Source organism: Leeuwenhoekiella blandensis MED217 (genome assembly GCF_000152985.1).
Lineage (GTDB): Bacteria > Bacteroidota > Bacteroidia > Flavobacteriales > Flavobacteriaceae > Leeuwenhoekiella > Leeuwenhoekiella blandensis.
The window spans coordinates 2,313,617-2,336,291 of sequence record NZ_CH672395.1; the positions used below are offsets into that span (position 1 = coordinate 2,313,617).

A 22,675-nucleotide genomic window follows, 5' to 3' on the forward strand; every position below is an offset into this window, starting at 1 on the left:
TTCAAAATAATTACCGATTTAATTACCTTATAAATTTATTTTGATGAAGACACTTCTTTAGCCAATTTAAGTGCATTGTATGCATTAAGTATACCTCCCGATTGAGAAACTCGTTCAAAATTTTGGTTTTTTTTATTTTGTTTTAGACCTAATGATACCTCTCCCTTAATTTTGGTTACCGAACTAAGTAAAATTTCCTTAACCTCTTTGGCCGTTAAATCGGGGAAATATGATAAAATTAATCCTATAGTCTTACTTACAAGAGCTGTACTCACCGAAGTACCAGATTGGATCTCATAATCTCTATTGGAATTAGTAATAAGTATGCGCTCTCCTGGTGCAAATAAGTCTACATTCATTTTTCCATAATTAGAAAACTTGGAGACCAAATTATTATTGATTTGTACAGCTGTAGATCCAACAACTATAAAATTATTTACGGGGTAACTTTCATCATTTGGGTATATTTTATTTTCCTCTATATCTATATCTACACCGTCATTTCCGGCTGAAGTTACAATCAAAACATTGTGATCATTAGCATATTCAATAATAGTTTTAATTATTTCCGGATTTGTAGAAAAATTTTTACTAAAACTCATATTTATTACTCGAGCCCCATTGTCTACTGCATATTTTATGGCATTATAAATATCCTTATCGTATTCATCTCCTAGAGATGAAACCACCAGTGGCATTATTTTGAGCGTAATATCGTTATTGATTTTTCGATCTGATATAAAATTTGTCATTAAAGCTCCATGGTCTAAATAATGAATAGCATTATTCAGCTTAGCGTTACCCTGGGTGAATGTTGGCTTTGCAGTCGTAGTATTCAATCGGTCGTCCGCCAATAGAATTCTATCCTCATACTGTGGATTTAAGAGAAAATTTAATCTACCCTTTGCTTTAAAATAGTAATCTCTTATGTAGGACTCTGTAAAACCATACTTTTTGAAATTATATAGTCTTAAAATGGAATTGCTCATCAGCGTATCTTCTTTAAATATAGGCTTCAAACTATCCAACTCATTTAAAGAATAATTTTTAGATAAATAGTCTTTCAAGATTATTCTACTATCGTACAATATACGTTCAATCATTTCTGCATAGGCCACTTCTTCATTAGCATAATTTATTTTTTCAATATAGCGTTTTGACGCACGTACGAGGTCTTTGTTATCACTGTAGGAATTTATGCTGTCAAGTGATTGCAATTTATAAATAGGTAAAGGTGACAAGTATTTGTCTAGAATGCGCGTGTAATCATATTTACCAAATATTTGTTGATTTCCACTAACCTCTCCTAAAAAATTCCAACCGTTGACATCATCAATGTACCCGTTGAGATCATCGTCCTTCTGATTATCGGGTATTTCATCAGTATTAATCCATAAACTTAATTCTTGGCTAAGTCGATCACTATCAACAGGCATATCTAGTACTGCTACAGTAATATTTTCCTTGTATTTTAAATTTTGACCAAATCTTATAGCTTTATTATAACTAATTCCCATAACAGCATCATCATAAATGTCCTTGAGATACCATAGGTCTGTCTTATCATTCAATTTAGGTTTGATGCTATTAAATTGAGTAGAATCAGCAATTTCAAGTGTATAATTACGCTGACCAAAAGCATACTGAGATACCACAGTAATAATGAACGACGTCAAAAACCTTTTAAAAATCATATCTATTTTAAATAATTATAAGCTTGAAAATATACTTTAAATTAGTTAGGGAAGTATTAGTTGTGATGGCCTGGAAGTACATTTATAGAATTTATACTAAAAATTTAAATTTAGGTTTATTTTCTCTTTATGAATCTGTTTTTGTAAAACGTTCATTAATCTATCCCTAGATCATTAGTAAAAGAATGATGTACTTCTATTTCGCTTATAGGAACACCTATTTTATCTTCTATCATTCCACAAATAATACGTTCAACTTCATACTTACTAGATATTTTTTCAATATCGATTAAAACATCTCGGTTCAAAGAGATTATCCAATCTACAAGTTGCTTGATCGTGCCTTGAGAAACAGGAGTATCTCGTTTTATGGTTTTAATTCCAAAAACTTTTACGTGCGTGCCTAAATTTGGATTAAAATCAAGTGCCACTAATCGCGGCAATCTAAGAGCTAAAAGCATTTCAAATTGATACCATTTCTCCTTTAGCTCTAATAAATTGAAAAATTCTAAAATCTTCATATTAGGCGTAATTTTCTTTTCATCTGAAATCAAAGTGCTCAAGGCTTTTCTGATTTTAAAAAATACTATTTGGCTCAGACATTTATTTGTGGGATTAAAACTTATTTTACTGAAAACAATATCGGCAAACTCTTGCACCGTATAAATTTTTTCAGCCTCTGAATCTTCAATTCGTATCCCAAATTTATCCTCAACAGACATAATCAATTCAACTGAATCTAAACCCATCCTTTTTAATATTAATATTATTACTTAGGTATAATTGATCACTATAAAAATAGAAGAAATTAGAAACATGTAATCTTGCTTAATCCGTAAGCTATCCTAAAGAGTTTAACAGCAAGCTTCAATAAGCCTGTTATATGCGTAGAGTTGGAATGTCGATAGCTTTTAGATAATCATGTTATTTGTAAAACAAAAAACCCTTAATATCGATGATATTAAGGGTTTAAGCTTAGATTGCTATGTGATCGCGACAGGATTCGAACCTGTGACCGTCTGCTTAGAAGGCAGATGCTCTATCCAGCTGAGCTACGCGACCTTTTTGCGGGTGCAAATATAATGCTTTAACTAAAATTTAAAAGCATTACACCATTAAAAAAGTAAAAAAATATTCACGCCCCTGATACTGGATTGATTACCTAAAAGTTTAAAGCATTTTATAGCCTGCTCGAAAATATAATTATTCTATATAAAATGAAAAACCCGCGCTTACGCAACGGGCCTTTCTCCCAACTTAAAACTTTTATCAACTACGATTTGGGGAATCGAATATAAAATTTCATCAATACGGCGGTTTATGATTTGGGGATTTAAACAATCGCCGTATTTAATGAAATTGGGTGTATTATATTTTAATCAATCATGATTTGGGGTTCATTATGATTTGGGGAAATCAAATTTGATATTAAACAGTTTTTACAGGACTTTTAATTTTAGCTAACTCTAATGGCTTGTGCGTATAAATCATCTCACCTGTGAATTTTATTTTTTCTAATTGATATAATCTTAGAATCGCTTCAGGTAAAGTATGTTCAGTGAGGTTAACTTCTATAAGATTATTATCAAATACAACTTGAGAAAGTTGGGCTAGCTGATTCGTTTCCTTTGCTGTTTTTGTCTTCTCTCCTGGCGTACTTGCAAAAATTGCTGAAGAGGAAAACAGAAGAATTAGAAGTAGTAATTTTTTAAGCATGAAGTGGGTTTTGTTGTATTACAACGCAAATATAAAACCATTCATCCTTAAAAAGCTAATTTATTCGATGAAATACACAAATTTTAAAAATTATTGGTGATTTATTCCATATTCAGGTTATTTATCTAAAAAATCACATCGCTAAACATTACGTAAAACGCTTTACTAGTGTAAAATCTTAAAATAAATTTAAGGAATATTCCTACAAATATTGTTATCTATTGCTTATTCTGGGTTTTGATAAATATAAACTTCTGTCGCTCCCAATCCATAACGCTGATAGTTCGCGTCATAAAATTTTATGGTATCGTATCTTGAAAAAAGATATTCCAGCTCTGCCTTTAGCACCCCTTCTCCAACACCGTGTATGAAAACTACCCGCTGAATTCTTTTGTTTATGGCAAATTCTAACTTGCGTCTCGCGGTATCTATCTGAAGGTTTAACTTATCATGCGCTGTCATCCCTCGTTCTGATTTTGTAAGTTGATGAATATGTAAATCAACTTCCATTGGAGGGACTACTCCCTTCGCTTTGGCTACAGGCTTTTTCCTTTTCTTATAGAAAGATTCTTTTTCTTTAATTAAAGAATCTAAATTTTGATCAAAATCAAGATCCAGCGTTTTATCAGGCACAATTTCGTGTGCATTCACATCAAACTCAAATCCATCTGAGGTTATTATTGAAATCGCTTCTGCAGAGATTTGAGTGATTATACCAGACAAATCATCATCCAAAAGCGTAACAGACTGACCTATTTTGAATTGAGTTCGCATAATTTCTTCATTAACTCGATAAAAAGCGTTAATTCTTCTTTGAATTACGTAATCGGTATTGTAAATTTAGTATCTTCGCAAAAATATTTCAATATGAGAAATTTTTACTCCAAATTGTTTTTTTTATTACTACCTGCTTTGGCTACCAGTCAATTATATGTAGGTACAGCGAGCGACAGTTCTTTTGTTTATAACAAAGGTGAAATAGTATTTGTCAATCAAGACATCAACCTTGCTGGAAGCCCTGATGAAACAGAGGGTAACTTTTATTTGCGTAACGAGGGACAGCTGATACAAGGCGATGATGCAAGTGCTAACTCAGGTAACGGTATCGTCTCTGTATATCAGACCAATACACAAAATCAATGGGATTACCATTATTGGGCTTCACCGGTTGGAGACCCTGGAAAATCTGCTACGAGCAATGGTAACTCAGGAAACGTAAATTTCTATTTAAGTGATGATGATAATGGTGGTTTATATAAAACAGATGCTAATAGCGAAATTGTAGCAACTCCTGTAACATTTACAACCAATTATAACAGTTCTATCACAAGCGCAAACGAATTTAGTCTATCTAGTTATTGGTTGTATAAATTTGTGGCTACAACAGGTTACGGTAGCTGGTCAAAAATAACTGCTTCAAACCCTTTAGGTGCTGGTGAAGGATTTACGATGAAAGGTCTTGGCAACGGAACTTCCCCGGCCGGTCTTGTTCCTATAGACTTTAGAGGAAGGCCTAATAACGGAACCATCAATGTCACGGTTGCTAATGAAAACTTGACCTTGGTTGGAAATCCTTACCCTTCAGCAATGAATCTAAGTTTCTATTTGTTAGCTAATTCTCTTCCTAGCACTACTGATCTAAGTGGATGTTTGGGCACATATTCTGGGGCTCCTACAGCTATTGGTGAAAACATTACCGGTGTAGCCTATTTCTGGGAATCTGATCCCAATGTAAAATCGCATTATATTAAAGATTATGAAGGTGGCTATGGTACATTTTCACCTGAAGCCAACTGCAATTCAACCGGCACTTATGAATCTCCAGTTTTTATTGAATATGATAATGAAGGGCAACCTGTTTTAGATATTAATGGTGATCCAAAAGAAACAGGAGTTAATGGAAGCGCTACAGAAAGACATTTTACACCTGTAGGTCAGGGCTTTTTTGTTGAAGGAGCAACTAATGGTTCTGTTACAGCTAAGAATGAATTTAGAGTTTATATAAAAGAATCAGAAAACCCTTATTCTAATTTTAAAAGCAACTCAGGTTCCAAATCGAAGTCTGCTAGCACAGAGAGTAAAAACAAGACAACTCCTAAAGCTGGTGAATTTACACTCAATGAGCACGGTGTCGTTGTTTTATCAAAATTTCGTTTAAAGACACTTGTCAATAAATCGTATACTAGAGCTCTAACAGGTGTTATGTTAGATGATGCTACTTTAGGATTTGATGTTGCAGGTGATGGTAATAATGTGTCAGAACTTCCGTCTGACATTAACTTTCTAGTAGAAGGTAGTGATGATGCTTTTCTTATCAACTTATTTCCGTATGATATAGAAGTGAAATTACCTCTTAAAGTGACTGGGTCTGCCGAAACAAATACCTTTGAAATGCAAGTTTCTGGCTTGAACTTCACCCCAGATGAAAGCATTTACTTACACGATAAGCAAACCGATGAGTATCACGATATTTTGAATCAGTCGTATGAGTTTGAATTAGAAAAAGGGACGTATACAGACCGCTTTGAAATAGTATTTCAAGATGAAAAAACATTAGATGTCGAAGAGGTTGAAGAAGTAAAAAGATCTTTTAATATCTATCAGAATAACGGCCGTGCAGAACTTACAGTTTTAAATCCGCTTCAAACCGAGCTTAAAGAGATTACTGTTTTTGACATTAGCGGACGCCTTTTAGTTTCAAAAATTAATGAAGGAACTAACGAAAAAGTGGTTATTCCTTCTAGCGCTTGGAGCGACGGAGTTTATATTGTTCGTGTTACCACAAAAGACAATATTGAATATTCTAAAAAAGTTTCTGTACGCAACATAAAATAATATGGAAAAATACATGCTTCCCTGCCTTACCAAAAAGTACTTAGGCTTTGAATGCATGGGTTGTGGTTTACAACGATCTTTAGTGGCCCTTTTACAGGGCCATTTTTCGGAAGCCTTTACTTTGTATCCTGCTATTTTCCCATTAGCGCTTTTGGGATTTATGGTGACATTAAATTTTATGTTTACAATTAAATTCGCTACTAAAATCATTTCATTTTTGGCAATCTTATCGGTATCTACTATTATTGTAAGCTATATACTTAAACTAACATCCTGATATGGAACAACAAAAACTACCTAACGTAACCATTTCTTTAATCTTAGGAATCGTCTCTTTTATTGCCTGCTGCTTTAGCTCTGGTTTTGGGGGATTATTATTTTCTGGAATCGCGCTATACCTTGCTAATAAAGACAAAAAATTAGCAGCACCTAATCCAGAACTTTATGAAAATTATGGTCAGCTTAAAACAGCTCGAATCATTGCCATTATTGGTTTGGTTCTAGCGATTATCATTTCTATATTCTGCATCATACTATTTATAATATTTGGAAGTGCAGAAGCAATTCAACAATGGGCTTTAGAGATGCAAAACGCACAAGCTTAAAAATAACAACATATTTTATCTACAAGCCTGAGTTTCTACTCAGGCTTTTTCTTTGGAAGATTTTGAGTAAAATCTTAATACTTTACTTAGATTTAATTGAAATCTTTATTCCTACTTTTGCGCCTGAAATTTAGAACATGGCTTACCAAATAGATACCTATTTAAAAGATTTTAGCTCTTACATTGAAAGCGCTGGAGTAACCTCTTTCTATGCTGAAATGTTGACGGTATTTATAAATGCCTTCATTTTTATATTACTTCTTGCTTTTTTAGATAAACTGCTAAAAAAAATAATCGTAGAGGTTTTTAAGGTATTTAGCAATAAGACCAAAACCTCTTTTGACGATTTTCTGATTCTTACCAATTTCCCAAGATATGTAGGTCATATAATTCCTCTGGCAATTTTTAAATGGTTTTTTGTTGAACTTCTCGATAATTACCCTACAACATTATATTGGCTTTTAAAGGTTTTTGACCTATATGTAATCTTACTTATTTTAAAGATAATTCGCAGTTTACTTCGTACGTCAAGAGACTATTTTCAGACTAAAGAGCAGTTTCATGATAAACCTTTACAAAGTTATCTACAGGTAACCATGCTTTTTCTTTGGGGTATTGGCGTGTTCTTCTTCATTCTTGAGATATTTGATCAAAATGCAATGGATTTTGTATTGCAATTGGGAGCGGCTTCAGCGGTTATTCTTTTGATTTTTAAAGACACCATTTTGGGTTTTGTTGCCTCAATTCAAGTTTCTATAAACGATATTGTACGTATTGGTGATTGGATCACTTTCAGTAAATATGGCGCTGATGGAACCGTCACCGAAATCAATCTTGCGACGGTAAAGGTTCAAAATTGGGATATGACTTATACCACCATTCCCACGTACAGTTTGATCTCAGACTCGTTTCAAAACTGGCGCGGAATGCAGGAAAGCAGTGGCCGACGCATTAAAAGAGCTGTTTACATCAAGCAAAACTCAGTTAAATTTTTAACCGAAGATGATCTAAAGGAACTTAAACGAATTCAGCTTGTGGCTCCATATATTGAACATATGGAAAAAGAGGTTGTTCGTTCTAATCGAAGACACGAGGTAGATCAAAGCATTGCAATAAATGGTCTTAATCAAACCAATCTAGGCGTTTTTAGAAAGTATATTGATGCTTACCTCTATGAAAATCCTGCCATAAACAAAGACCTGTTCTTGATGGTGCGCCACTTACCTCCTACTTCGCAGGGAATCCCGATAGAAGTGTTCTGCTTCAGCAACGATAAACGTTGGGAAAATTATGAACATATTCAAGCTGATATTTTTGATCATATCATTGCTGCTGTTCCTTTTTTTAATCTTGAGATCTTCGAAGAGCCTTCATCTAAGGATATTACCAGTTTCTTAACGCAACAACAGGATTTAAAAGGGTAGCTTACTAACCACCCCCTTTTGGTTCCATATAGGAGTTGAAAGAAACTAACCTAACCCTGATGACATTTAAAAATATACTCCAAATCCTTGGAGGCATCGCTGTTGTGCTTACGCTCGTCCCTTTTATAGCTGCCGACTTTTGGTGGATTCGCATTTTCGATTTTCCTCACCTACAGTTAACCATTTTTACAGCAATAGCAACACTCGCTTATTTTATCAAATTCGATATCAAATGGGCCAAAGATTATGCATTTGTAAGTATTATGACTGCTTGTCTGGTATTTCAAATACTAAAAATCTATCCATACACCCCGCTAGCGGAAAAGGAAGTTTTAGACGCAACAATAGACAACAGCGACAATAGCTTTAAAGTTATGGTGGCAAATGTTTTACAGAAGAATAAAGATCATAATAAACTACTTCAAGAAGTTGAGTCAAAGAATCCGGATATTTTATTGCTGCTGGAAACCGATCGCGTTTGGCTTAACGCAGTAAATTCAACTTTATCAGAAAAATACACCTATTACAAAGGCGCTCCTTTAGACAATACTTATGGAATGCTCTTGTATTCAAAATTACCAATGCAAAATGCAGAGATTCACTATCAGATAGACGATAGTATTCCTTCAATAGAAACTAAAGTAAAACTTCCTTCTGGAGCGTATTTTCAGCTTTATGCGATTCACCCGACACCGCCAATGCCCCAGCACAATCCTATGTCAACCGATCGTGATGCCGAAATGATGAAAACGGCTTTTAAAAGTCGGAATAAGCAAATCCCGGTTTTGGTTATTGGTGATTTTAATGATGTTGCTTGGTCTGAGTCGACGCAATTATATAAAGAAGTAAGTGAATTACTTGACTTACGCATTGGTCGAGGCTTGTTCAATACGTTTAGTGCAAATAGCAAAATTATGCGTTGGCCACTTGATCATATTTTTGTTTCCGAACATTTTAGGGCCAAAGAAGTGCTGCGTGGAAATGATGTAGGTTCTGATCATTTTCCTGCTTATGCCGAATTGACTTTGGAATCTGATAAAAAAGACGAGCAAACTCCGTCGCCGCCTAGTGAGAATCAGTTAAAAAGAGCCTACCAAATCATTGAAAAAGAAGCGACGCAAAAAGACACGCGTAAAGAATCAAACTAAAAACCTCTTTTATGGAAAATGATTCGACAATATCTGAAGCCTTTCAAAATTTCTATAATAGTTTTATAGCGCAATTACCCGGTATAGGGCTGGGCGTTCTCATTATAATTTTAGGTTCCCTAATTGGCGCTTGGGTGGGCAATTTTGCACGACAACGCATATCGCAGCGCACACAAGACCCATTGATGAGCCGCTTTTTGGGCAAGGCCATTCGCATTACCTTTTTTATAATTGCAGTAATGCTTGCTCTAAGAGCCGCTGGTTTAGGTGCCATCGCTACCGGTATTCTTACTGCTGCAGGTGCCAGTGCAGTAGTTTTGGGCTTTGCGTTTAAAGATATAGGTGAAAATTTTATCGCCGGGATTATACTGGCTTTCAACAGACCTTTTAATGTTAACGATACCGTAGAGATCGGAGCAAATTTTGGCAAAGTAAAAGCACTAGAATTTCGCTATACAAAACTCAAAACTTTTGACGGAAAAGATGTGTACATCCCCAATAGTGATGTGCTTACAACACCCGTAACTAACTATACTGAAGACGGATTTTTTAGATGGACTTTTACCATTGGTATTGCTTATGAAGACAATATTGACGGTGCAAAAAAAGTGGTGATGGATGCTTTGCGTGCCGAACCCAACGTCATTGAAGATGAGGAACACGAGAACTTTGTGATTGAGGATGAGTTAGCTACAAGCACTGTAAATCTGAAGGTCTATTTTTGGGTAGATACCAAAGACTTCCGTAGAATGGCTTTAATTACCAAAGGTAGCGTGGTGCGCAAGGTGAAAGAAGCTTTAGAAGATCACGGTTTCTATATGCCGGCAGATATTCAGGAAATCAAGTTGTACGGCGCTGCAAAAGATAGTCCGTTACGTTTTGAACAAACTACACAAAGCGCTGTGCAAAATTCAGAAGCAAAAAAATCAGATGCTTAGACCAGAAACCAAAGGAGTGTAGATACCAAAAGCCCTGCAACTGCAATGAGTGTGGTAAGTAAAGACCAAGTTTTAAAAGTTTGCTTTTCGGTTAGACCTAGATATTGTTTGACGAGCCAAAATCCGCTATCATTAACGTGCGAAAAAATAGAGGCTCCCGCTGCAATCGCAATAACAAGAATTGCAAGTTGGGGATCACTCAGGTTACTTTGAGCGACTAAAGGCGCGGTAATTCCTGCAGAAGTGATCATTGCAACTGTAGAAGAACCTTGCATAACACGCACCAGCGCAGCTAAAATGAAACTGAAAATAACCGGCGGAAAATAATCACTATTCAGAGCTTCAGCAATCATCTGCCCTACTCCGGTATCGATTAAAATTTGCTTAAATGCTCCACCGGCACCGGTGAGTAAGATGATCACACCTGCGGGCTGAAGCGATTTTGAAGAGACTTCTAGAAGTTCTTCTTTTGAAGTATTTCGGCGAATGCCTAAAACATACCAGGCGATTAAATTGGCAAGAATTAATGCTGAAAACGGATGTCCCAAAAGTTGAGCTGCATTTATCAAACCTTCCGGTAAATTCCATTTTTCTCCCATCGGACTCGTCAAAACCGTGTTGAATACGATCAGAATGATAGGTAAAAAGATGATCGCAAGAATCGTAAACGGATTTGGTGGTTGCTGCGTTGAAGTTTGTTGCTTTATCTGCTCATCAGGTGCTTCAATATGAATTTTCTTAGCAATTTTTTTAGCAAAAAATGGCCCTGCGATTGCCGCCGTAGGAATACCCGTAATAAAACCAAAAACAATCACCCATCCTAAATTTGCATTTAGAATATCGGCTACAGCAATGGGACCCGGTGTAGGCGGAATAAATGCATGTGTTACCGCTAATCCCGCCAACAAGGGTAAAGCATAGAGCAACAAGGATTTTTTGGTATCCCGCTGCAAAGCATAAATCAACGGAATTAAAATGATAAACGCCACATCAAAAAATACGGGAATGGCCACAAAAAACCCGGCTAGCATAATGGACCATGGTGCGTTCTTTATTCCGAATTTTTTCAATAAAAAAGCGGCTATCACTTGCGCACCACCGGAATGTTCTAAAACCGCTCCAAAAAGTGAACCTAGACCTACAACCGTCGCTACAAAACCTAAAGTGCCTCCTATGCCTTCGGTTATGGATTTGATTATGGCAGTACCTTCTAAACCGCTCAACAAACCTACAACGATTGCGGAAATTAATAAAGCAATGAATGCCTGTAGTTTTAACCTTAAGATCAAAAAAAGAAGCAGTGCAATACCTGAAAGAATAGCGAGTAAAAGATTGATCTCCATGTATTACTTAATTTGATCTAGAATATTAGATACGATTTCTTCCGGCTTTGGTTCTATGGAGACGTGTATACCATAATTTGCCTTCTCCAAAGTGTTTAGTTGGGATTTTAATAATTCTGCCTTAAAAAAGTGATTTTTGCGTGCTGTCATTCGAGATTCCAGCAATTCATAGGAACCTTCAAGAAAAACCCAAGTAACTTGATCATTTACGGTTAAGGTTTGACGATACGCTTCTTTAAGAGCAGAACACGCCAGAACTACACCATCTTCATGACTCCATTCTGTAAGTTTCTTAGCTAAAATATCCAGCCAAGGCTTTCGGTCTTCATCATTTAATGCCTGGCCGCTTTTCATTTTGTCAATATTCTTTTGAGGATGAAAGTCATCCCCATCTTTAAACGGAATCGATAATTTTTCGGCTACCAATTTACCTATTGTCGTTTTTCCCGAACCAGAAACTCCGGCAACTATAATAAGCTTACTCATAAATCTAATTTAGGATTACTGGTATCTTCGCCCGGTATATTGAGGTCAAAACCATACTTTTTATTCATTTTTTTGATAAAATAGGTAACCAACAATGGAGATTCTTTTTCTACATTTTGGTGAATGAAGAAGTCTATTTTTGAGATTCCATCTTCGATCCAAACACCCAGACGGTCGACCCAATCGTCTAATCGTTCATAATCTGAAGGATGATTAGCGCCTACAAAACGTATAAATGCTTCGGAATTGGTCATACGCATATGCATTATATCTCTGCGCCCTGCAGTATCTACCAAAACATTTGCGATATTATTTATCTCCAATAAATGGTAAAGCTTTTGTGATACTGTCTCTTCGTTAAACCAATCTGTATGTCTAAACTCGATTGCCAGCGGCACTTCTTGCGGCCAGGCTTCGACAAATTGCTCAACGCGATCCCAGTTCTTAGGCTGAAAATTATTATGCATTTGTAAAAAAATACATCCCAATTTTTCTTTCAATAAAAGCGTGTGATCTAAATATTCAGGAAGTAATTCTGGAGCATTGATGAGCCGCTTTAAATGACTAATATTCTGGGTCACTTTAGGAAAAAACCTAAAATCTGCCGGCACTTTTTCATACCATTTCTCAAATTGCTCTTTAGGAAATAAGCGATAAAAAGTAGCATTCAATTCAATTGAATTGAACTGGGAAGAATAATAAGCCAATTCGTCTTTTGTCCCACGTGGATAAAAGTTTTTTAAGTCCTGCTTATTCCATTTTGCACAACCTACATAAAGCTGTGGTTTTTCGTTGGTTGCTTTACTATTAAGCAAAACCTTAGTATCGGGATGATCTGGCGGTAATGTAAAATCAATGCTTCCGGGATCATCTACTTTTCCAAACTTCATATCTTCGTTCTTTATAATTTAGGAATACTTATGTGCATCTTCCATATTCCATAAATATATAATTTGAATGTGTAATCACGCGTTATTTATTCAAACTAAACAAAATTTTAGCAGTTTAGAATTTTATAAAACAAGCGCTACCGAAACCAATTAATGGTTAATTTCGCAACGACTTCTAGCAATACATCTATGAAAGCAATCAAACTTATTATTTGTTTACTCATCACTCCGTTTGCCTTTTCTCAAGAAGAGCTTATTGAGACCATGTACAACCAAACCGCAGATGAGATCATAACCAAGTATATAGATCGTACGGGCGGTATTGAAGCCTGGTCTGAGGTCAATGCTACAAAGATGAATGCTACCTTTACCCAAGGTGATCTATCTGTGCCAATATATATTTACAATACGCGTAGCGGAAAGCAAGCTGTCGTCTTTGAATATAATAAGAAGAAAGTCACCCAAATGGCATTTGATGGAGCCACAATGTGGACCACAAATTTTCTTACTATGGAACCGGAGATCTCTTCTGATGATATGAGAAAGAATATGCTTTTAAAGCGTAATGACTTTCCTTCACCGCTCTTACACTATAGAGAAAATGGCTACAAAGCCGAATATATAAGTACCGTTGCAAAAAATGGTATCGTAGCTTTTAAGATCAAACTTACTCAAGAGCCCAAATTTGTAAATGGAGAAGAAGTTCCTAATGAGAGTTTCTATTATTTTGATGCTCAAAATTACTACCCTATTGCTATTGAAACCACACAACTGGGCCAGCCTGTGAGTATCACAATGACCAATTATCAAGAAGTTGAAGGACTTTATTTTCCGTTCACAATAAGTCAGGGCGGGCAACCTATTGAAGTGAAAGAGATTCTTATCAATCCTGAAATCGACTATAATATTTTTTCATTTCCTGAAAAGTAAACGGCCACGAGGTAGGACACATTTTGTGATGCCACCAAACACCATTTTTCTAGTAAAAAATTAAAGTTCAGCTTGTTAATGCATTTCAGGTTTTTGGAGCTTTAGCTCAATTTATGTAAATTTTAAGGAATTATAGAAGCCATTAGCGCTGATATGTTTAGATGTTTCATCTTGATGAAGATCTGCTTAGCGCACAAAACCCTCGAAAAATCGAGTTCTAAAATTTCTATTATGAGTTCTTTAAAATTAAAAAAATACCTTAAAAATTATTCAAAGCAACTTGTGGCCAGCAGCCTAATTTGGCTGATTGGGATGGCGCTTGTCGCATATTCGATCGCAGACAGCTCTTCTTCAGAGCAATTGATCACCTTGAAATACATCCCTGTTTACACAGTAGCCTTACTGTCTACGCTTTGTGTAGGACTTTGTCATTATTTATATTGGCAAGAGGCACTTACCGAGTAAAGCGCCTAGTTTTTATCTTCAAGTAAAGGAACAAATCTGAATTCACCGTATTCCTTTTTCTCAAAATCGGTTTGGGTTTTACGTACGATGCGTATCATCGTTTGCACTTCGTCTCCAACAGGAATTACGAGCTTACCTCCTATTTTAAGTTGTGCTAAAAGAGGTTTTGGAATGTATGGTGCTCCTGCGGTAACAATTATTCCATCAAAGGGAGCAAATTCTGGCATCCCAAGATATCCATCGCCAAAAGTGAGACGCTTAGGTCTATATCCTAATTTGGAAAGAAAGTTTTTGGTTTTTCTAAAAAGTTCTTGCTGGCGTTCTATGCTGTATACTTTTGCCCCTACTTCGCAAAGAACTGCAGTTTGATAACCACTACCTGTACCTATTTCTAAGATTTTATCACCTTTCTTTATCTCCAACAATTCGGTCTGAAATCCTACGGTAAAGGGTTGAGAGATCGTTTGATCGGCAGCAATTGGGAAGGCTTTATCTTGATAAGCGTGATCTTCAAAACTGCTATCCATAAAAAAATGTCTAGGTATTTTTCTAATAGCATCCAGAACAGCGGTGTTAGAAACACCTTTTTTCTCTACAATTTGGGCGAGCAGGCGACGTTTGCCTTGATGACGAGTAGTATCCTTCATAATGCTAAAATACATAAACCGCAGGTGCACTTCCTAGTCAAAATAAGTCATTTTTTCAACAATACTGATATAGCTCTGATTGTGCACAAGAAAGTCTATTTTTGTATTGAAGAACAAAAAACCTTTCGGTGATTGTTTTCCTGAAAACTCAAAAAAACGTACCCTTCCTAAAGGAAAAATATAAAATACTATGCTTAAAGCCGGCGTACTAGGTGCAGGTCACCTGGGCAAAATTCACTTAAAACTTTTACAACAATCAGAACGCTATGAACTCGTAGGTTTTTATGATGAGTCAGATGCAATGGCAACCAGCGTGGTTAAAGAGTTTGGTTATCATCGTTTTGAAAGTATAGAAGCGCTTATCGCGGCTTGTGATATGGTAGATGTGGTCACACCAACTACGCATCATTTTGAGTGCGCAGAGCAAGTGATCAAAGCAGGTAAACACTTGTTTATAGAAAAACCTATAACCCAAACCGTAGAGCAAGCTGTTGCCATTAGAGAACTAGCTAAAAAACACGGTGTTCGCGGACAAGTAGGACACGTAGAGCGTTTTAATCCTGCTTTTACAGCTGTTAATCATCTGATAGACAATCCTATGTTTATCGAGGCACATCGCCTTGCAGAGTTCAATCCACGCGGCACAGATGTTCCCGTGGTTCTTGACCTGATGATTCACGACATAGATGCTATTTTGAGTGTGGTAAAAAGTGATGTAAAGCATATTTCGGCTTCAGGCGTTTCTGTTATAAGCGACACTCCAGATATTGCTAATGCACGTATTGAATTTGCAAACGGATGCGTAGCCAACCTTACAGCAAGCCGAATCTCCATGAAGAAAATGCGTAAAGCCCGATTTTTTCAAAGAGACGCATACATTTCTGTAGACTTTCTTGAGAAAAAATGCGAAGTGGTACGTATGAAAGATGCTCCTGAAAATCCAGATGATTTTGCAATGATCTTACAGAATGCTGAAGGAATAAAAAAACAGATCTATTTTGATAATCCTGAAGTTGAGCCTAACAATGCCATACTTGATGAGTTAGAAGCTTTTGCAGATGCGATACAACATAACACTACCCCTATCGTTAGTCTTGCAAATGGCACCGAAGCCCTTCGTGTTGCAATGAAAATAATAGCTGATCTATAACCTGCTGTAAAGACTGCTTTTGCCTATGTTCGCAATTCTGAAAAAAGAATTTCATTCATTTTTCGCTTCTCCTGTTGGCTACTTGGTAATAGGATTATTTCTTGTTTTAAACGCTTTATTTCTATGGGTTTTTGACAACGATTTTAATCTGTTTGATTATGGCTTTGCCGATTTAACTCCGTTTTTCCAACTCGTCCCCTGGATTTTCATCTTCCTGATTCCTGCGGTAACGATGCGCAGTTTTAGTGACGAGTTGCGACTAGGCACGCTCGAACTGTTGCTTACGAGACCTATCACCACCTTAGAATTGGTTTTAGGAAAGTTTCTTGGAGCTTTAGTTTTACTGCTTTTGGCGCTTTTGCCCACACTGGTATATGTTTACGCCATTGATCAATTAGGTAATCCTCAGGGTAATTATGATCTAGGCATCTTGGCAGGTTCTTATTTAGGTCTTCTATTTCTGGCTACGGCATACTGTGCCATCGGTGTTTTTGCTTCAACACTTTCAGAAAATCAAATCGTGGCGTTCTTGATCGCTGTATTCATCAGTTTTTTATTCTACTACGGTTTTAATGGTATCGCCGAAACCTTGAATATTGATTTTCTTAGAAGTTTGAGTCTTCAGCGCCATTTTGAAAGTATCGGTCGCGGTGTATTAGACAGTCGGGACCTTATCTATTTTTTAAGTGTGACTTCAGTATTTATTGCGTTGACTGTTTTTAAACTAGAATCAAAATCAGTAAAAGGATGAGTAAACAAAAATTACGATATATAGTCTTTTTTGCTGGTGTAATTGCGGTTCTTGCTGTATCTAACTGGTTTAATTTTAGAGTTGATTTAACCGCAGACGGAAGGTATACACTTTCTGACACGTCAAAAAATATTATCCTTAAAGCACAAGATCAAGTCGTGGTTGATGTATTTCTCTCAGGAGAACTACCTGATGCTTTTAATAAATTACAAATTGAAACGCGTCAATTACTAGAAGAGTACGCTGCAGAAAATCCCAATATCAAATTTGCTTTTGTAAATCCGGTTCCAGAAGGTGCAAATCCTGATCAAATTGCTCAAGATTTTAACAACCGCGGGATGCGGCCTGAGCAAGTTCAATTGCGAGATAATGGTAAGGTGAGTCAAGAATTTATTTTCCCTTGGGCACTGGTTTCTTATCGCGGAAAAACCGTTCCTGTTTCGCTTTTAAAAAAGACGCTGGGAGCTTCTCCTGATGAACTCGTAAGCAGATCTGTACAAAATTTGGAATATGCATTCTCTAGCGGTTTTTACAAAGTACTAAACCCGAAAAATAAGCGTATTGCAGTGCTTAAGGGGAACGGCGAACTACAAGACAAATACATCGCAGATTTCTTTAAAACACTTAGAGAACGTTACTTTATTGCTCCTTTTCCTTTAGACTCTTTGAGTGCTAGTCCCGATACGGTGATGACAGCCTTAAATAAGTTTGATCTGGTTGTCGCTGCAAAACCCACCATCGCCTTTAGTGATGCTCAAAAGTATGCGTTAGATCAATTCACCATGCAGGGCGGAAAATCGCTCTTTCTAATCGATCAGGTGGCGATGGAAACCGATAGCCTTTATCAACGGGATGGGATGGCCTTAGCAACTGGTAGAAGACTTAATCTTGACGATTTATTTTTTAAATATGGGATACGTATAAATCCTGTTTTGGTTGAAGATTTATATGCAGCTCCTTTAGTCTTAGCTAGTGGTAAAGCATCAAATTCTCAATATACACAGTTGCCTTGGTTTTATTATCCGCTAGTTACTTCTAAGGAAAATCATCCTATAAATACCAATATTGACAATCCTGTGGCTTTTGAATATACCAATCAAATTGATTTGCTTGACACCGAAATACAAAAGACGGTTTTGCTACAAAGTTCGGTACTTTCAAAAATAGATGGTGTTCCTGCTCCGGTAAGTTTAGAAACGATCACCACAGAACCACGTCCTGAAAATTATGCTGCAGGACCTCAGAATCTAGCGGTTTTACTAGAAGGAGCGTTTACTTCAGCATTTAAAAACAGAATTCTTCCTATAGAAAAAAGTGTGATTCCCTTTCGCGAAAGCGCAAAACAAAAAACAGCAATGATTGTTATTGCTGATGGGGATTTGATCAAAAATGATCTGGATCAAAACGGAAGACCGCTTGAACTTGGTTTTGATAAATTCACATTTAAAGAGTACGGAAATAAAGAATTTTTACTCAATGCGGTCAATTATCTCCTAGACGATAATGGTCTTATTAACATTAGAAGTAAAAGTATTGTACTTCCAGCACTCGATATTCAAAAAACCACAAATGACCGCGCCACTTGGCAGGCCTTGACAATAGGGCTTCCGCTAGCGATTCTTTTACTTTTCGCACTTATTTACACCTATCTCAGACGGCGTAAATACAGCCGCTAAGTGTTGATAAGTTTGTTTCGGCAAAAAATGCTATTACGATATCTTTGTGAAGCTGTGTGACAGCTTAAATTAAAAAATTCACAACCAATTTGAATTCTAGTTTTGACCTCGTGTCAAATAGCATAAATAGCTACTTCTTATGAAATTTATTGTATCAAGTTCATACCTTTTAAAACAATTACAGGTTTTAGGTGGTGTAATTAGCAATAGCAACACGCTTCCAATTTTAGATAATTTTTTATTTGAATTAGAAGAAAATGTACTCAAAGTCTCTGCTTCAGATTTAGAGACAACCATGATTGCTACTCTTGAAGTAGAATCTGAAGACAGTGGAAATATCGCCGTTCCTGCGCGTCTCCTGTTAGACACTTTGAAAACCTTTCCTGAGCAACCTTTAACATTTGTTGCGGGAGATAACAATACTATAGAGATTAGCTCTAATCATGGTAAATATGCATTGGCATACGCTTCTGGTGAAGAATTCCCGAACGCTGTAGAACTTGATGACCCAAGTAAAGTAACTATTCCTGCAGGTGTTTTGGCAACAGCGGTAAGCAATACCATTTTTGCTACAGGAAATGACGACCTAAGACCGGTGATGAGCGGAGTTTTCTTTCAGTTTGATACTGAAGGTTTAACTTTTGTTGCTACTGATGCACACAAGTTGGTTAAATACGGGCGTACTGATGTACAAGCCAATCAAACGGCTGAATTTATTATGCCTAAAAAACCATTGAACTTATTAAAAGGAATTTTGGCATCAAGTGACGACGACATCAATGTAGAGTATAACGACTCAAATGCTAAATTTAGCTTTGATAATGTGCAGTTATTATGTCGTTTAATCGATGGGAAATACCCTAACTATGAAGCGGTAATCCCTAAAGAGAATCCAAATAAATTGATCATCGATCGTAACCAGTTTTTAAATTCTGTACGTCGTGTATCTATTTTCTCAAATAAGACTACGCACCAAATAAGACTTAAAATCGCCGGTGCCGAATTGAATATTTCTGCAGAAGATGTTGACTATAGCAATAAAGCAGAAGAACGTCTAACCTGTGATTATCAAGGAGATGATATGCAAATAGGTTTCAACAGTAGATTTCTCGTTGAGATGTTGAATAATTTAAATGCTAATGATGTTTCTTTAGAAATGTCACTTCCTAACCGTGCCGGTATTTTAACTCCGGTAGACGGTCTTGATGAAGGTGAAAAAGTAACCATGCTGGTGATGCCGGTAATGCTTAATAACTAAGAGTAAGAAGGATAAGTAAGTACCTTTTATTTAAAAGCGTTCTTGTGAGTAATTGCAAGAGCGCTTTGTTATTTTACAAGAACTTGTTTTACAGCGATTTATTGCAAGTTTGCTATTTTCACACTACATTTAAAATCCCATTAGATCATTTTATAATTCCCCTGTAATCAAAGTTTCTTTTTATGAAAAGAGATCTCATTTCAGGATTTGCACTAGGCTTGCTGGTTGGCTTGCTTATCGGGTTATCGATCGCCCAAGTTACCGGAATCATTTTAGGAGCACTCACTTCACTTCTTGCTGCATTCTTTGGCCTTCGACCAGATAAAGAAGGTGAAACAGGAAATAAAGTGGTCATTGGTGCATTTAGTTTCAGTTGTTTTTGCGCGTTGTTTCTAGGGATTTATATGCGCACACATGACGTTCTTGCCCCATCCTTAGAAAAAGAGATTGCAACCTATAAAGCAGCCAACTTTTCTGAAGATGAAATAAAAGAATTGATCTATTTTAAAAAATTTGGTCTTGTAGCGAACCAAAAATATAGTTTTAGCAAAGAAGCAGCCTCTGCAAACGCTGTAAAAAGTACATTGCTTATGGCTGAAGATGTCGATCTACCTATCTGTGATGTAGCTTTAAACGAACTTTCTATTCAGGAAATTGAAGAAGCATTTACTTCATCGGGAGGAGCCTATCAAAGGTTGTTTCAATCACTCTCTAAAAACAGCATAGACGATGCGCAGTTAAGAGTAACATTAATGCAAATACAAAAGCTGTTATGCGAATAATTCTGTTTGTATTAATAACGCTTTTATCGTTATCAAATGTTCACTCCGGTATTAAAGAGGAAGTGAGTAAAACCATCGTTCGCGTTAAATCGGGCAACAAATTCTCAACAGGGTTTTTCTTTGAAAGCGGAAAACAAATTATTGCTACGCTTCATTCCATTGGCAATCCCAACCAAATCGAAGTCTATCTTCCCAGCCAAAAATCGTGGTGTAATGTTCAGTTGTCAAGAATTTCAAAAAAATCTGATCTCGTTTTGCTTTCGCTCAAAAATTGTGAATCCGACCACTATTTAAAGACTGAAAATATTGCTAAAACCACAATAGATTCTAAAGTCTTTACAGTAGGTTATTATGGAAGTAATGATAAGTATCAGGATCGGGATTTTACGGTAGGACTCATCGAAGGCAAACGTCTTAAAGACCTTTTAGAAGCTTCGGCTGAGCAAGAAATACGCTCGTTGGGATTTCCATCTCTTGATACTGAAATTGTGTATCTAAAAGGGCAATTACTTCATGGATTTTCAGGATCTCCTATTGTAGATCTAAACGGAAAAATCATCGGTGTTGCAGACGGGGGATTAGAAAATGGAGCCGCCGGAATAAGCTGGTGCATTACTTCTTCCGCCTTAAAAGAACTTATATATGCAACCGATACATTTCCTGTAAACAGTCTACAAAAAGTAAACACGCTTTTTGCTGAAGAAATCGCAGCATCTGATGCAAAGTCAATAAGCAATGAGCAATTTACGTTTCAGTTGATAAAATCAAGAACATTTGATGAACTCAATGCTACCGGAAACTATACTGAATATCCTGAAATGGGTATGTATCAAGTCTTACAAGCCCTGGATCAAGAAGGTATTGTTTATAACAATTTTAGCTTCGATATATACCTTGAAGCTACAACTGGAGCAACAATCGCACTGCCCAAAGGAATGGAATTAAAGCAAGAGGACGGACTTTTCTATGCAACTACTTATGATAATCAAATAGTAATCTTAATTGCGTTATATGAGACTTACGACGTACAACAAATGTCACTAGAGTTTGAGAATATGCTACAGGCGGCCACGGGAGTTTACAGCTGGCAACTAGACTCAAGAATGTCGTTTTTGATTCCGTATTATAGACCAGACAATGTGGTCATCAACAGGAAAGCTTTTTTTAATTATCAACCCAACAGATATCTTCTAGAAGCTCTTGCCGCAAAAGACTATACTTTTTTTGGAGTAGCTATGGTTTTTAAAGAAGCTTTTGATTTTAATTCGTATGAGTTTATTGACGATAATCTCGCGGCTAAATATATCCTGGCTCAGCAATTAACTACGTTTACCAACTAAAAAAGGTTCAACATATATGTTGAACCTTTTTTACCATTTATAACTGTGTTTTATTCAAACGTATAGAATAAGCCAGGGCCATCACAACTTTGCCAAGTACTTTTAACGCTATCTGAGCTCGTATACATAAGCAATTCTACAGCATCTCCTGTACAATTACCCACCAATTCATTATTTGAATTATGCGTGAACTGAAGGTATTTGTCACTATTGATCATCACAATATCAAAGGTACCTTTAGATTCTAAAGTCTCGCCATCGCGTTCTCGCACCTTTGTAAAGCTCATTCCCGGTCCTAGGATATAATATTCTTGCCATTCCATCTCAGCTCCTGTTTGTTCAGAATTTTGAATAGAACCCGTCATTTTAACGAGAGAAAGCTTTACTTGTGAAGTTTCCTGAACCAAATCGGCAGTTGTATTGTTATCATCACTGCAAGAAACAATACTTCCAAAAATTAAACTGAAAACTAAAAGTCGTAAGATCATTTTTAAACGTTTACCAATAGATGCTAGAAACTCAAAAAGGTTGCGTTTATTACATAAAAAAACCGAAGATTTATAATCTTCGGTTTTTTAGATACTTAAAATCTCATAT

Annotated in this window: 23 protein-coding genes and 1 tRNA gene; 14 read left to right on the forward strand and 10 right to left on the reverse strand. The window is 36.3% G+C overall.

Going from position 1 to position 22,675, the window contains the following annotated elements; genetic code table 11:
* Window positions 1–35 precede the first annotated feature (35 nt).
* The 5 genes from MED217_RS09935 to MED217_RS09955 form a co-directional block, all read right to left on the reverse strand.
* Complete coding sequence (locus tag MED217_RS09935) at window positions 36–1,694, reverse strand: S8 family serine peptidase (RefSeq protein WP_009780383.1); 1,659 nt, start codon at window positions 1,692–1,694, stop codon at window positions 36–38.
* A 155-nt stretch (window positions 1,695–1,849) separates the two neighbouring features.
* Window positions 1,850–2,443 (reverse strand): acyl carrier protein, encoded by a 594-nt coding sequence (locus MED217_RS19330; RefSeq protein WP_009780384.1) that lies wholly within the window; start codon window positions 2,441–2,443, stop codon window positions 1,850–1,852.
* Window positions 2,444–2,682: 239 nt separating this feature from the next.
* Window positions 2,683–2,756: transfer RNA gene (locus MED217_RS09945), tRNA-Arg, on the reverse strand.
* Between the two features lie 366 nt (window positions 2,757–3,122).
* A complete protein-coding gene (locus MED217_RS09950; RefSeq protein ID WP_009780385.1) occupies window positions 3,123–3,410 on the reverse strand; it encodes a hypothetical protein in 288 nt (95 codons plus the stop codon).
* Between the two features lie 225 nt (window positions 3,411–3,635).
* On the reverse strand, window positions 3,636–4,184 hold the full coding sequence (locus MED217_RS09955) for a Smr/MutS family protein (RefSeq protein WP_009780386.1): 549 nt from the start codon (window positions 4,182–4,184) through the stop codon (window positions 3,636–3,638).
* Window positions 4,185–4,277: 93 nt separating this feature from the next.
* Here MED217_RS09955 and MED217_RS09960 point away from each other — a divergent pair, with 93 nt between their 5' ends.
* The 6 genes from MED217_RS09960 (at window position 4,278) to MED217_RS09985 (ending at window position 10,360) form a co-directional block, all read left to right on the forward strand.
* Complete coding sequence (locus tag MED217_RS09960) at window positions 4,278–6,245, forward strand: T9SS sorting signal type C domain-containing protein (protein WP_154648930.1); 1,968 nt, start codon at window positions 4,278–4,280, stop codon at window positions 6,243–6,245.
* Between the two features lie 13 nt (window positions 6,246–6,258).
* On the forward strand, window positions 6,259–6,522 hold the full coding sequence (locus MED217_RS09965) for a DUF2752 domain-containing protein (RefSeq protein WP_316907022.1): 264 nt from the start codon (window positions 6,259–6,261) through the stop codon (window positions 6,520–6,522).
* A gap of 1 nt (window position 6,523) precedes the next feature.
* Window positions 6,524–6,850: a CCC motif membrane protein gene (locus MED217_RS09970; RefSeq protein ID WP_009780389.1), complete on the forward strand. Its 327-nt coding sequence runs from the start codon at window positions 6,524–6,526 to the stop codon at window positions 6,848–6,850.
* A gap of 137 nt (window positions 6,851–6,987) precedes the next feature.
* Window positions 6,988–8,274, forward strand: coding sequence for a mechanosensitive ion channel family protein (locus MED217_RS09975; RefSeq protein ID WP_009780390.1), 1,287 nt, complete (start codon window positions 6,988–6,990; stop codon window positions 8,272–8,274).
* A 59-nt stretch (window positions 8,275–8,333) separates the two neighbouring features.
* Complete coding sequence (locus tag MED217_RS09980) at window positions 8,334–9,422, forward strand: endonuclease/exonuclease/phosphatase family protein (protein ID WP_009780391.1); 1,089 nt, start codon at window positions 8,334–8,336, stop codon at window positions 9,420–9,422.
* Between the two features lie 11 nt (window positions 9,423–9,433).
* Window positions 9,434–10,360, forward strand: coding sequence for a mechanosensitive ion channel family protein (locus tag MED217_RS09985; protein WP_009780392.1), 927 nt, complete (start codon window positions 9,434–9,436; stop codon window positions 10,358–10,360).
* Here MED217_RS09985 and MED217_RS09990 read toward each other — a convergent pair.
* From MED217_RS09990 to MED217_RS10000, 3 genes are read right to left on the reverse strand one after another with little or no spacing between them, the layout of a single operon-like run.
* The gene (locus tag MED217_RS09990; protein ID WP_009780393.1) at window positions 10,357–11,703 is read right to left on the reverse strand and encodes a GntP family permease; all 1,347 of its coding nucleotides are present in this window, start codon (window positions 11,701–11,703) and stop codon (window positions 10,357–10,359) included. The two genes, MED217_RS09985 and MED217_RS09990, sit on opposite strands and share 4 nt — an antisense overlap.
* A 3-nt stretch (window positions 11,704–11,706) precedes the next feature.
* A complete protein-coding gene (locus tag MED217_RS09995; protein ID WP_009780394.1) occupies window positions 11,707–12,189 on the reverse strand; it encodes a gluconokinase in 483 nt (160 codons plus the stop codon).
* A complete protein-coding gene (locus tag MED217_RS10000; RefSeq protein WP_009780395.1) occupies window positions 12,186–13,079 on the reverse strand; it encodes a DUF72 domain-containing protein in 894 nt (297 codons plus the stop codon). Before MED217_RS10000 ends, MED217_RS09995 begins: the two co-directional genes overlap by 4 nt.
* A gap of 189 nt (window positions 13,080–13,268) precedes the next feature.
* On the opposite strand from MED217_RS10000, the gene MED217_RS10005 reads away from it, so the two are divergent.
* Both MED217_RS10005 and MED217_RS10010 read left to right on the forward strand, forming a co-directional pair.
* Window positions 13,269–14,009 carry a hypothetical protein gene (locus MED217_RS10005; RefSeq protein WP_154648931.1) on the forward strand — a complete coding sequence of 247 codons (741 nt, stop codon included), beginning with the start codon at window positions 13,269–13,271 and terminating at the stop codon, window positions 14,007–14,009.
* Window positions 14,010–14,240: 231 nt separating this feature from the next.
* The gene (locus MED217_RS10010; RefSeq protein WP_040532730.1) at window positions 14,241–14,474 is read left to right on the forward strand and encodes a hypothetical protein; all 234 of its coding nucleotides are present in this window, start codon (window positions 14,241–14,243) and stop codon (window positions 14,472–14,474) included.
* Window positions 14,475–14,479: 5 nt separating this feature from the next.
* Here MED217_RS10010 and MED217_RS10015 read toward each other — a convergent pair whose 3' ends face one another.
* Entirely contained in the window at window positions 14,480–15,121 is a 642-nt protein-coding gene (locus MED217_RS10015) for a protein-L-isoaspartate(D-aspartate) O-methyltransferase (protein ID WP_040533446.1), read from the reverse strand.
* A gap of 190 nt (window positions 15,122–15,311) precedes the next feature.
* On the opposite strand from MED217_RS10015, the gene MED217_RS10020 reads away from it, so the two are divergent.
* The 6 genes from MED217_RS10020 (at window position 15,312) to MED217_RS10045 (ending at window position 22,078) form a co-directional block, all read left to right on the forward strand.
* Window positions 15,312–16,271, forward strand: a complete 960-nt coding sequence (locus tag MED217_RS10020) for a Gfo/Idh/MocA family oxidoreductase (RefSeq protein WP_009780399.1) — start codon at window positions 15,312–15,314, stop codon at window positions 16,269–16,271.
* A 25-nt stretch (window positions 16,272–16,296) separates the two neighbouring features.
* Window positions 16,297–17,022, forward strand: a complete 726-nt coding sequence (gene gldF / locus MED217_RS10025) for a gliding motility-associated ABC transporter permease subunit GldF (protein ID WP_009780400.1) — start codon at window positions 16,297–16,299, stop codon at window positions 17,020–17,022.
* Window positions 17,019–18,698, forward strand: a complete 1,680-nt coding sequence (gldG, locus tag MED217_RS10030) for a gliding motility-associated ABC transporter substrate-binding protein GldG (RefSeq protein ID WP_009780401.1) — start codon at window positions 17,019–17,021, stop codon at window positions 18,696–18,698. Before gldF ends, gldG begins: the two co-directional genes overlap by 4 nt.
* Window positions 18,699–18,837: 139 nt before the next feature.
* Window positions 18,838–19,956: a DNA polymerase III subunit beta gene (dnaN, locus tag MED217_RS10035; RefSeq protein ID WP_009780402.1), complete on the forward strand. Its 1,119-nt coding sequence runs from the start codon at window positions 18,838–18,840 to the stop codon at window positions 19,954–19,956.
* 182 nt (window positions 19,957–20,138) lie between these two features.
* Window positions 20,139–20,738 carry a hypothetical protein gene (locus tag MED217_RS10040; protein ID WP_009780403.1) on the forward strand — a complete coding sequence of 200 codons (600 nt, stop codon included), beginning with the start codon at window positions 20,139–20,141 and terminating at the stop codon, window positions 20,736–20,738.
* Entirely contained in the window at window positions 20,729–22,078 is a 1,350-nt protein-coding gene (locus tag MED217_RS10045) for a S1 family peptidase (protein ID WP_009780404.1), read from the forward strand. The genes MED217_RS10040 and MED217_RS10045 overlap by 10 nt, the downstream gene beginning before the upstream one ends.
* A gap of 50 nt (window positions 22,079–22,128) precedes the next feature.
* Here the strand turns inward: MED217_RS10045 and MED217_RS10050 are convergent, their stop codons facing one another.
* A complete protein-coding gene (locus tag MED217_RS10050; RefSeq protein ID WP_009780405.1) occupies window positions 22,129–22,566 on the reverse strand; it encodes a hypothetical protein in 438 nt (145 codons plus the stop codon).
* Between the last annotated feature and the right edge of the window lie 109 nt (window positions 22,567–22,675).

Bases quoted from the DNA above. Each gene is read 5' to 3' on its own strand.
- MED217_RS09935 (WP_009780383.1), bottom strand. From the start codon at position 1,694: ATGATTTTTAAAAGGTTTTTGACGTCGTTCATTATTACTGTGGTATCT.
- MED217_RS19330 (WP_009780384.1), bottom strand. From the start codon at position 2,443: ATGGGTTTAGATTCAGTTGAATTGATTATGTCTGTTGAGGATAAATTT.
- MED217_RS09950 (WP_009780385.1), bottom strand. From the start codon at position 3,410: ATGCTTAAAAAATTACTACTTCTAATTCTTCTGTTTTCCTCTTCAGCA.
- MED217_RS09955 (WP_009780386.1), bottom strand. From the start codon at position 4,184: ATGCGAACTCAATTCAAAATAGGTCAGTCTGTTACGCTTTTGGATGAT.
- MED217_RS09960 (WP_154648930.1), top strand. From the start codon at position 4,278: ATGAGAAATTTTTACTCCAAATTGTTTTTTTTATTACTACCTGCTTTG.
- MED217_RS09965 (WP_316907022.1), top strand. From the start codon at position 6,259: ATGCTTCCCTGCCTTACCAAAAAGTACTTAGGCTTTGAATGCATGGGT.
- MED217_RS09970 (WP_009780389.1), top strand. From the start codon at position 6,524: ATGGAACAACAAAAACTACCTAACGTAACCATTTCTTTAATCTTAGGA.
- MED217_RS09975 (WP_009780390.1), top strand. From the start codon at position 6,988: ATGGCTTACCAAATAGATACCTATTTAAAAGATTTTAGCTCTTACATT.
- MED217_RS09980 (WP_009780391.1), top strand. From the start codon at position 8,334: ATGACATTTAAAAATATACTCCAAATCCTTGGAGGCATCGCTGTTGTG.
- MED217_RS09985 (WP_009780392.1), top strand. From the start codon at position 9,434: ATGGAAAATGATTCGACAATATCTGAAGCCTTTCAAAATTTCTATAAT.
- MED217_RS09990 (WP_009780393.1), bottom strand. From the start codon at position 11,703: ATGGAGATCAATCTTTTACTCGCTATTCTTTCAGGTATTGCACTGCTT.
- MED217_RS09995 (WP_009780394.1), bottom strand. From the start codon at position 12,189: ATGAGTAAGCTTATTATAGTTGCCGGAGTTTCTGGTTCGGGAAAAACG.
- MED217_RS10000 (WP_009780395.1), bottom strand. From the start codon at position 13,079: ATGAAGTTTGGAAAAGTAGATGATCCCGGAAGCATTGATTTTACATTA.
- MED217_RS10005 (WP_154648931.1), top strand. From the start codon at position 13,269: ATGAAAGCAATCAAACTTATTATTTGTTTACTCATCACTCCGTTTGCC.
- MED217_RS10010 (WP_040532730.1), top strand. From the start codon at position 14,241: ATGAGTTCTTTAAAATTAAAAAAATACCTTAAAAATTATTCAAAGCAA.
- MED217_RS10015 (WP_040533446.1), bottom strand. From the start codon at position 15,121: ATGAAGGATACTACTCGTCATCAAGGCAAACGTCGCCTGCTCGCCCAA.
- MED217_RS10020 (WP_009780399.1), top strand. From the start codon at position 15,312: ATGCTTAAAGCCGGCGTACTAGGTGCAGGTCACCTGGGCAAAATTCAC.
- gldF (WP_009780400.1), top strand. From the start codon at position 16,297: ATGTTCGCAATTCTGAAAAAAGAATTTCATTCATTTTTCGCTTCTCCT.
- gldG (WP_009780401.1), top strand. From the start codon at position 17,019: ATGAGTAAACAAAAATTACGATATATAGTCTTTTTTGCTGGTGTAATT.
- dnaN (WP_009780402.1), top strand. From the start codon at position 18,838: ATGAAATTTATTGTATCAAGTTCATACCTTTTAAAACAATTACAGGTT.
- MED217_RS10040 (WP_009780403.1), top strand. From the start codon at position 20,139: ATGAAAAGAGATCTCATTTCAGGATTTGCACTAGGCTTGCTGGTTGGC.
- MED217_RS10045 (WP_009780404.1), top strand. From the start codon at position 20,729: ATGCGAATAATTCTGTTTGTATTAATAACGCTTTTATCGTTATCAAAT.
- MED217_RS10050 (WP_009780405.1), bottom strand. From the start codon at position 22,566: ATGATCTTACGACTTTTAGTTTTCAGTTTAATTTTTGGAAGTATTGTT.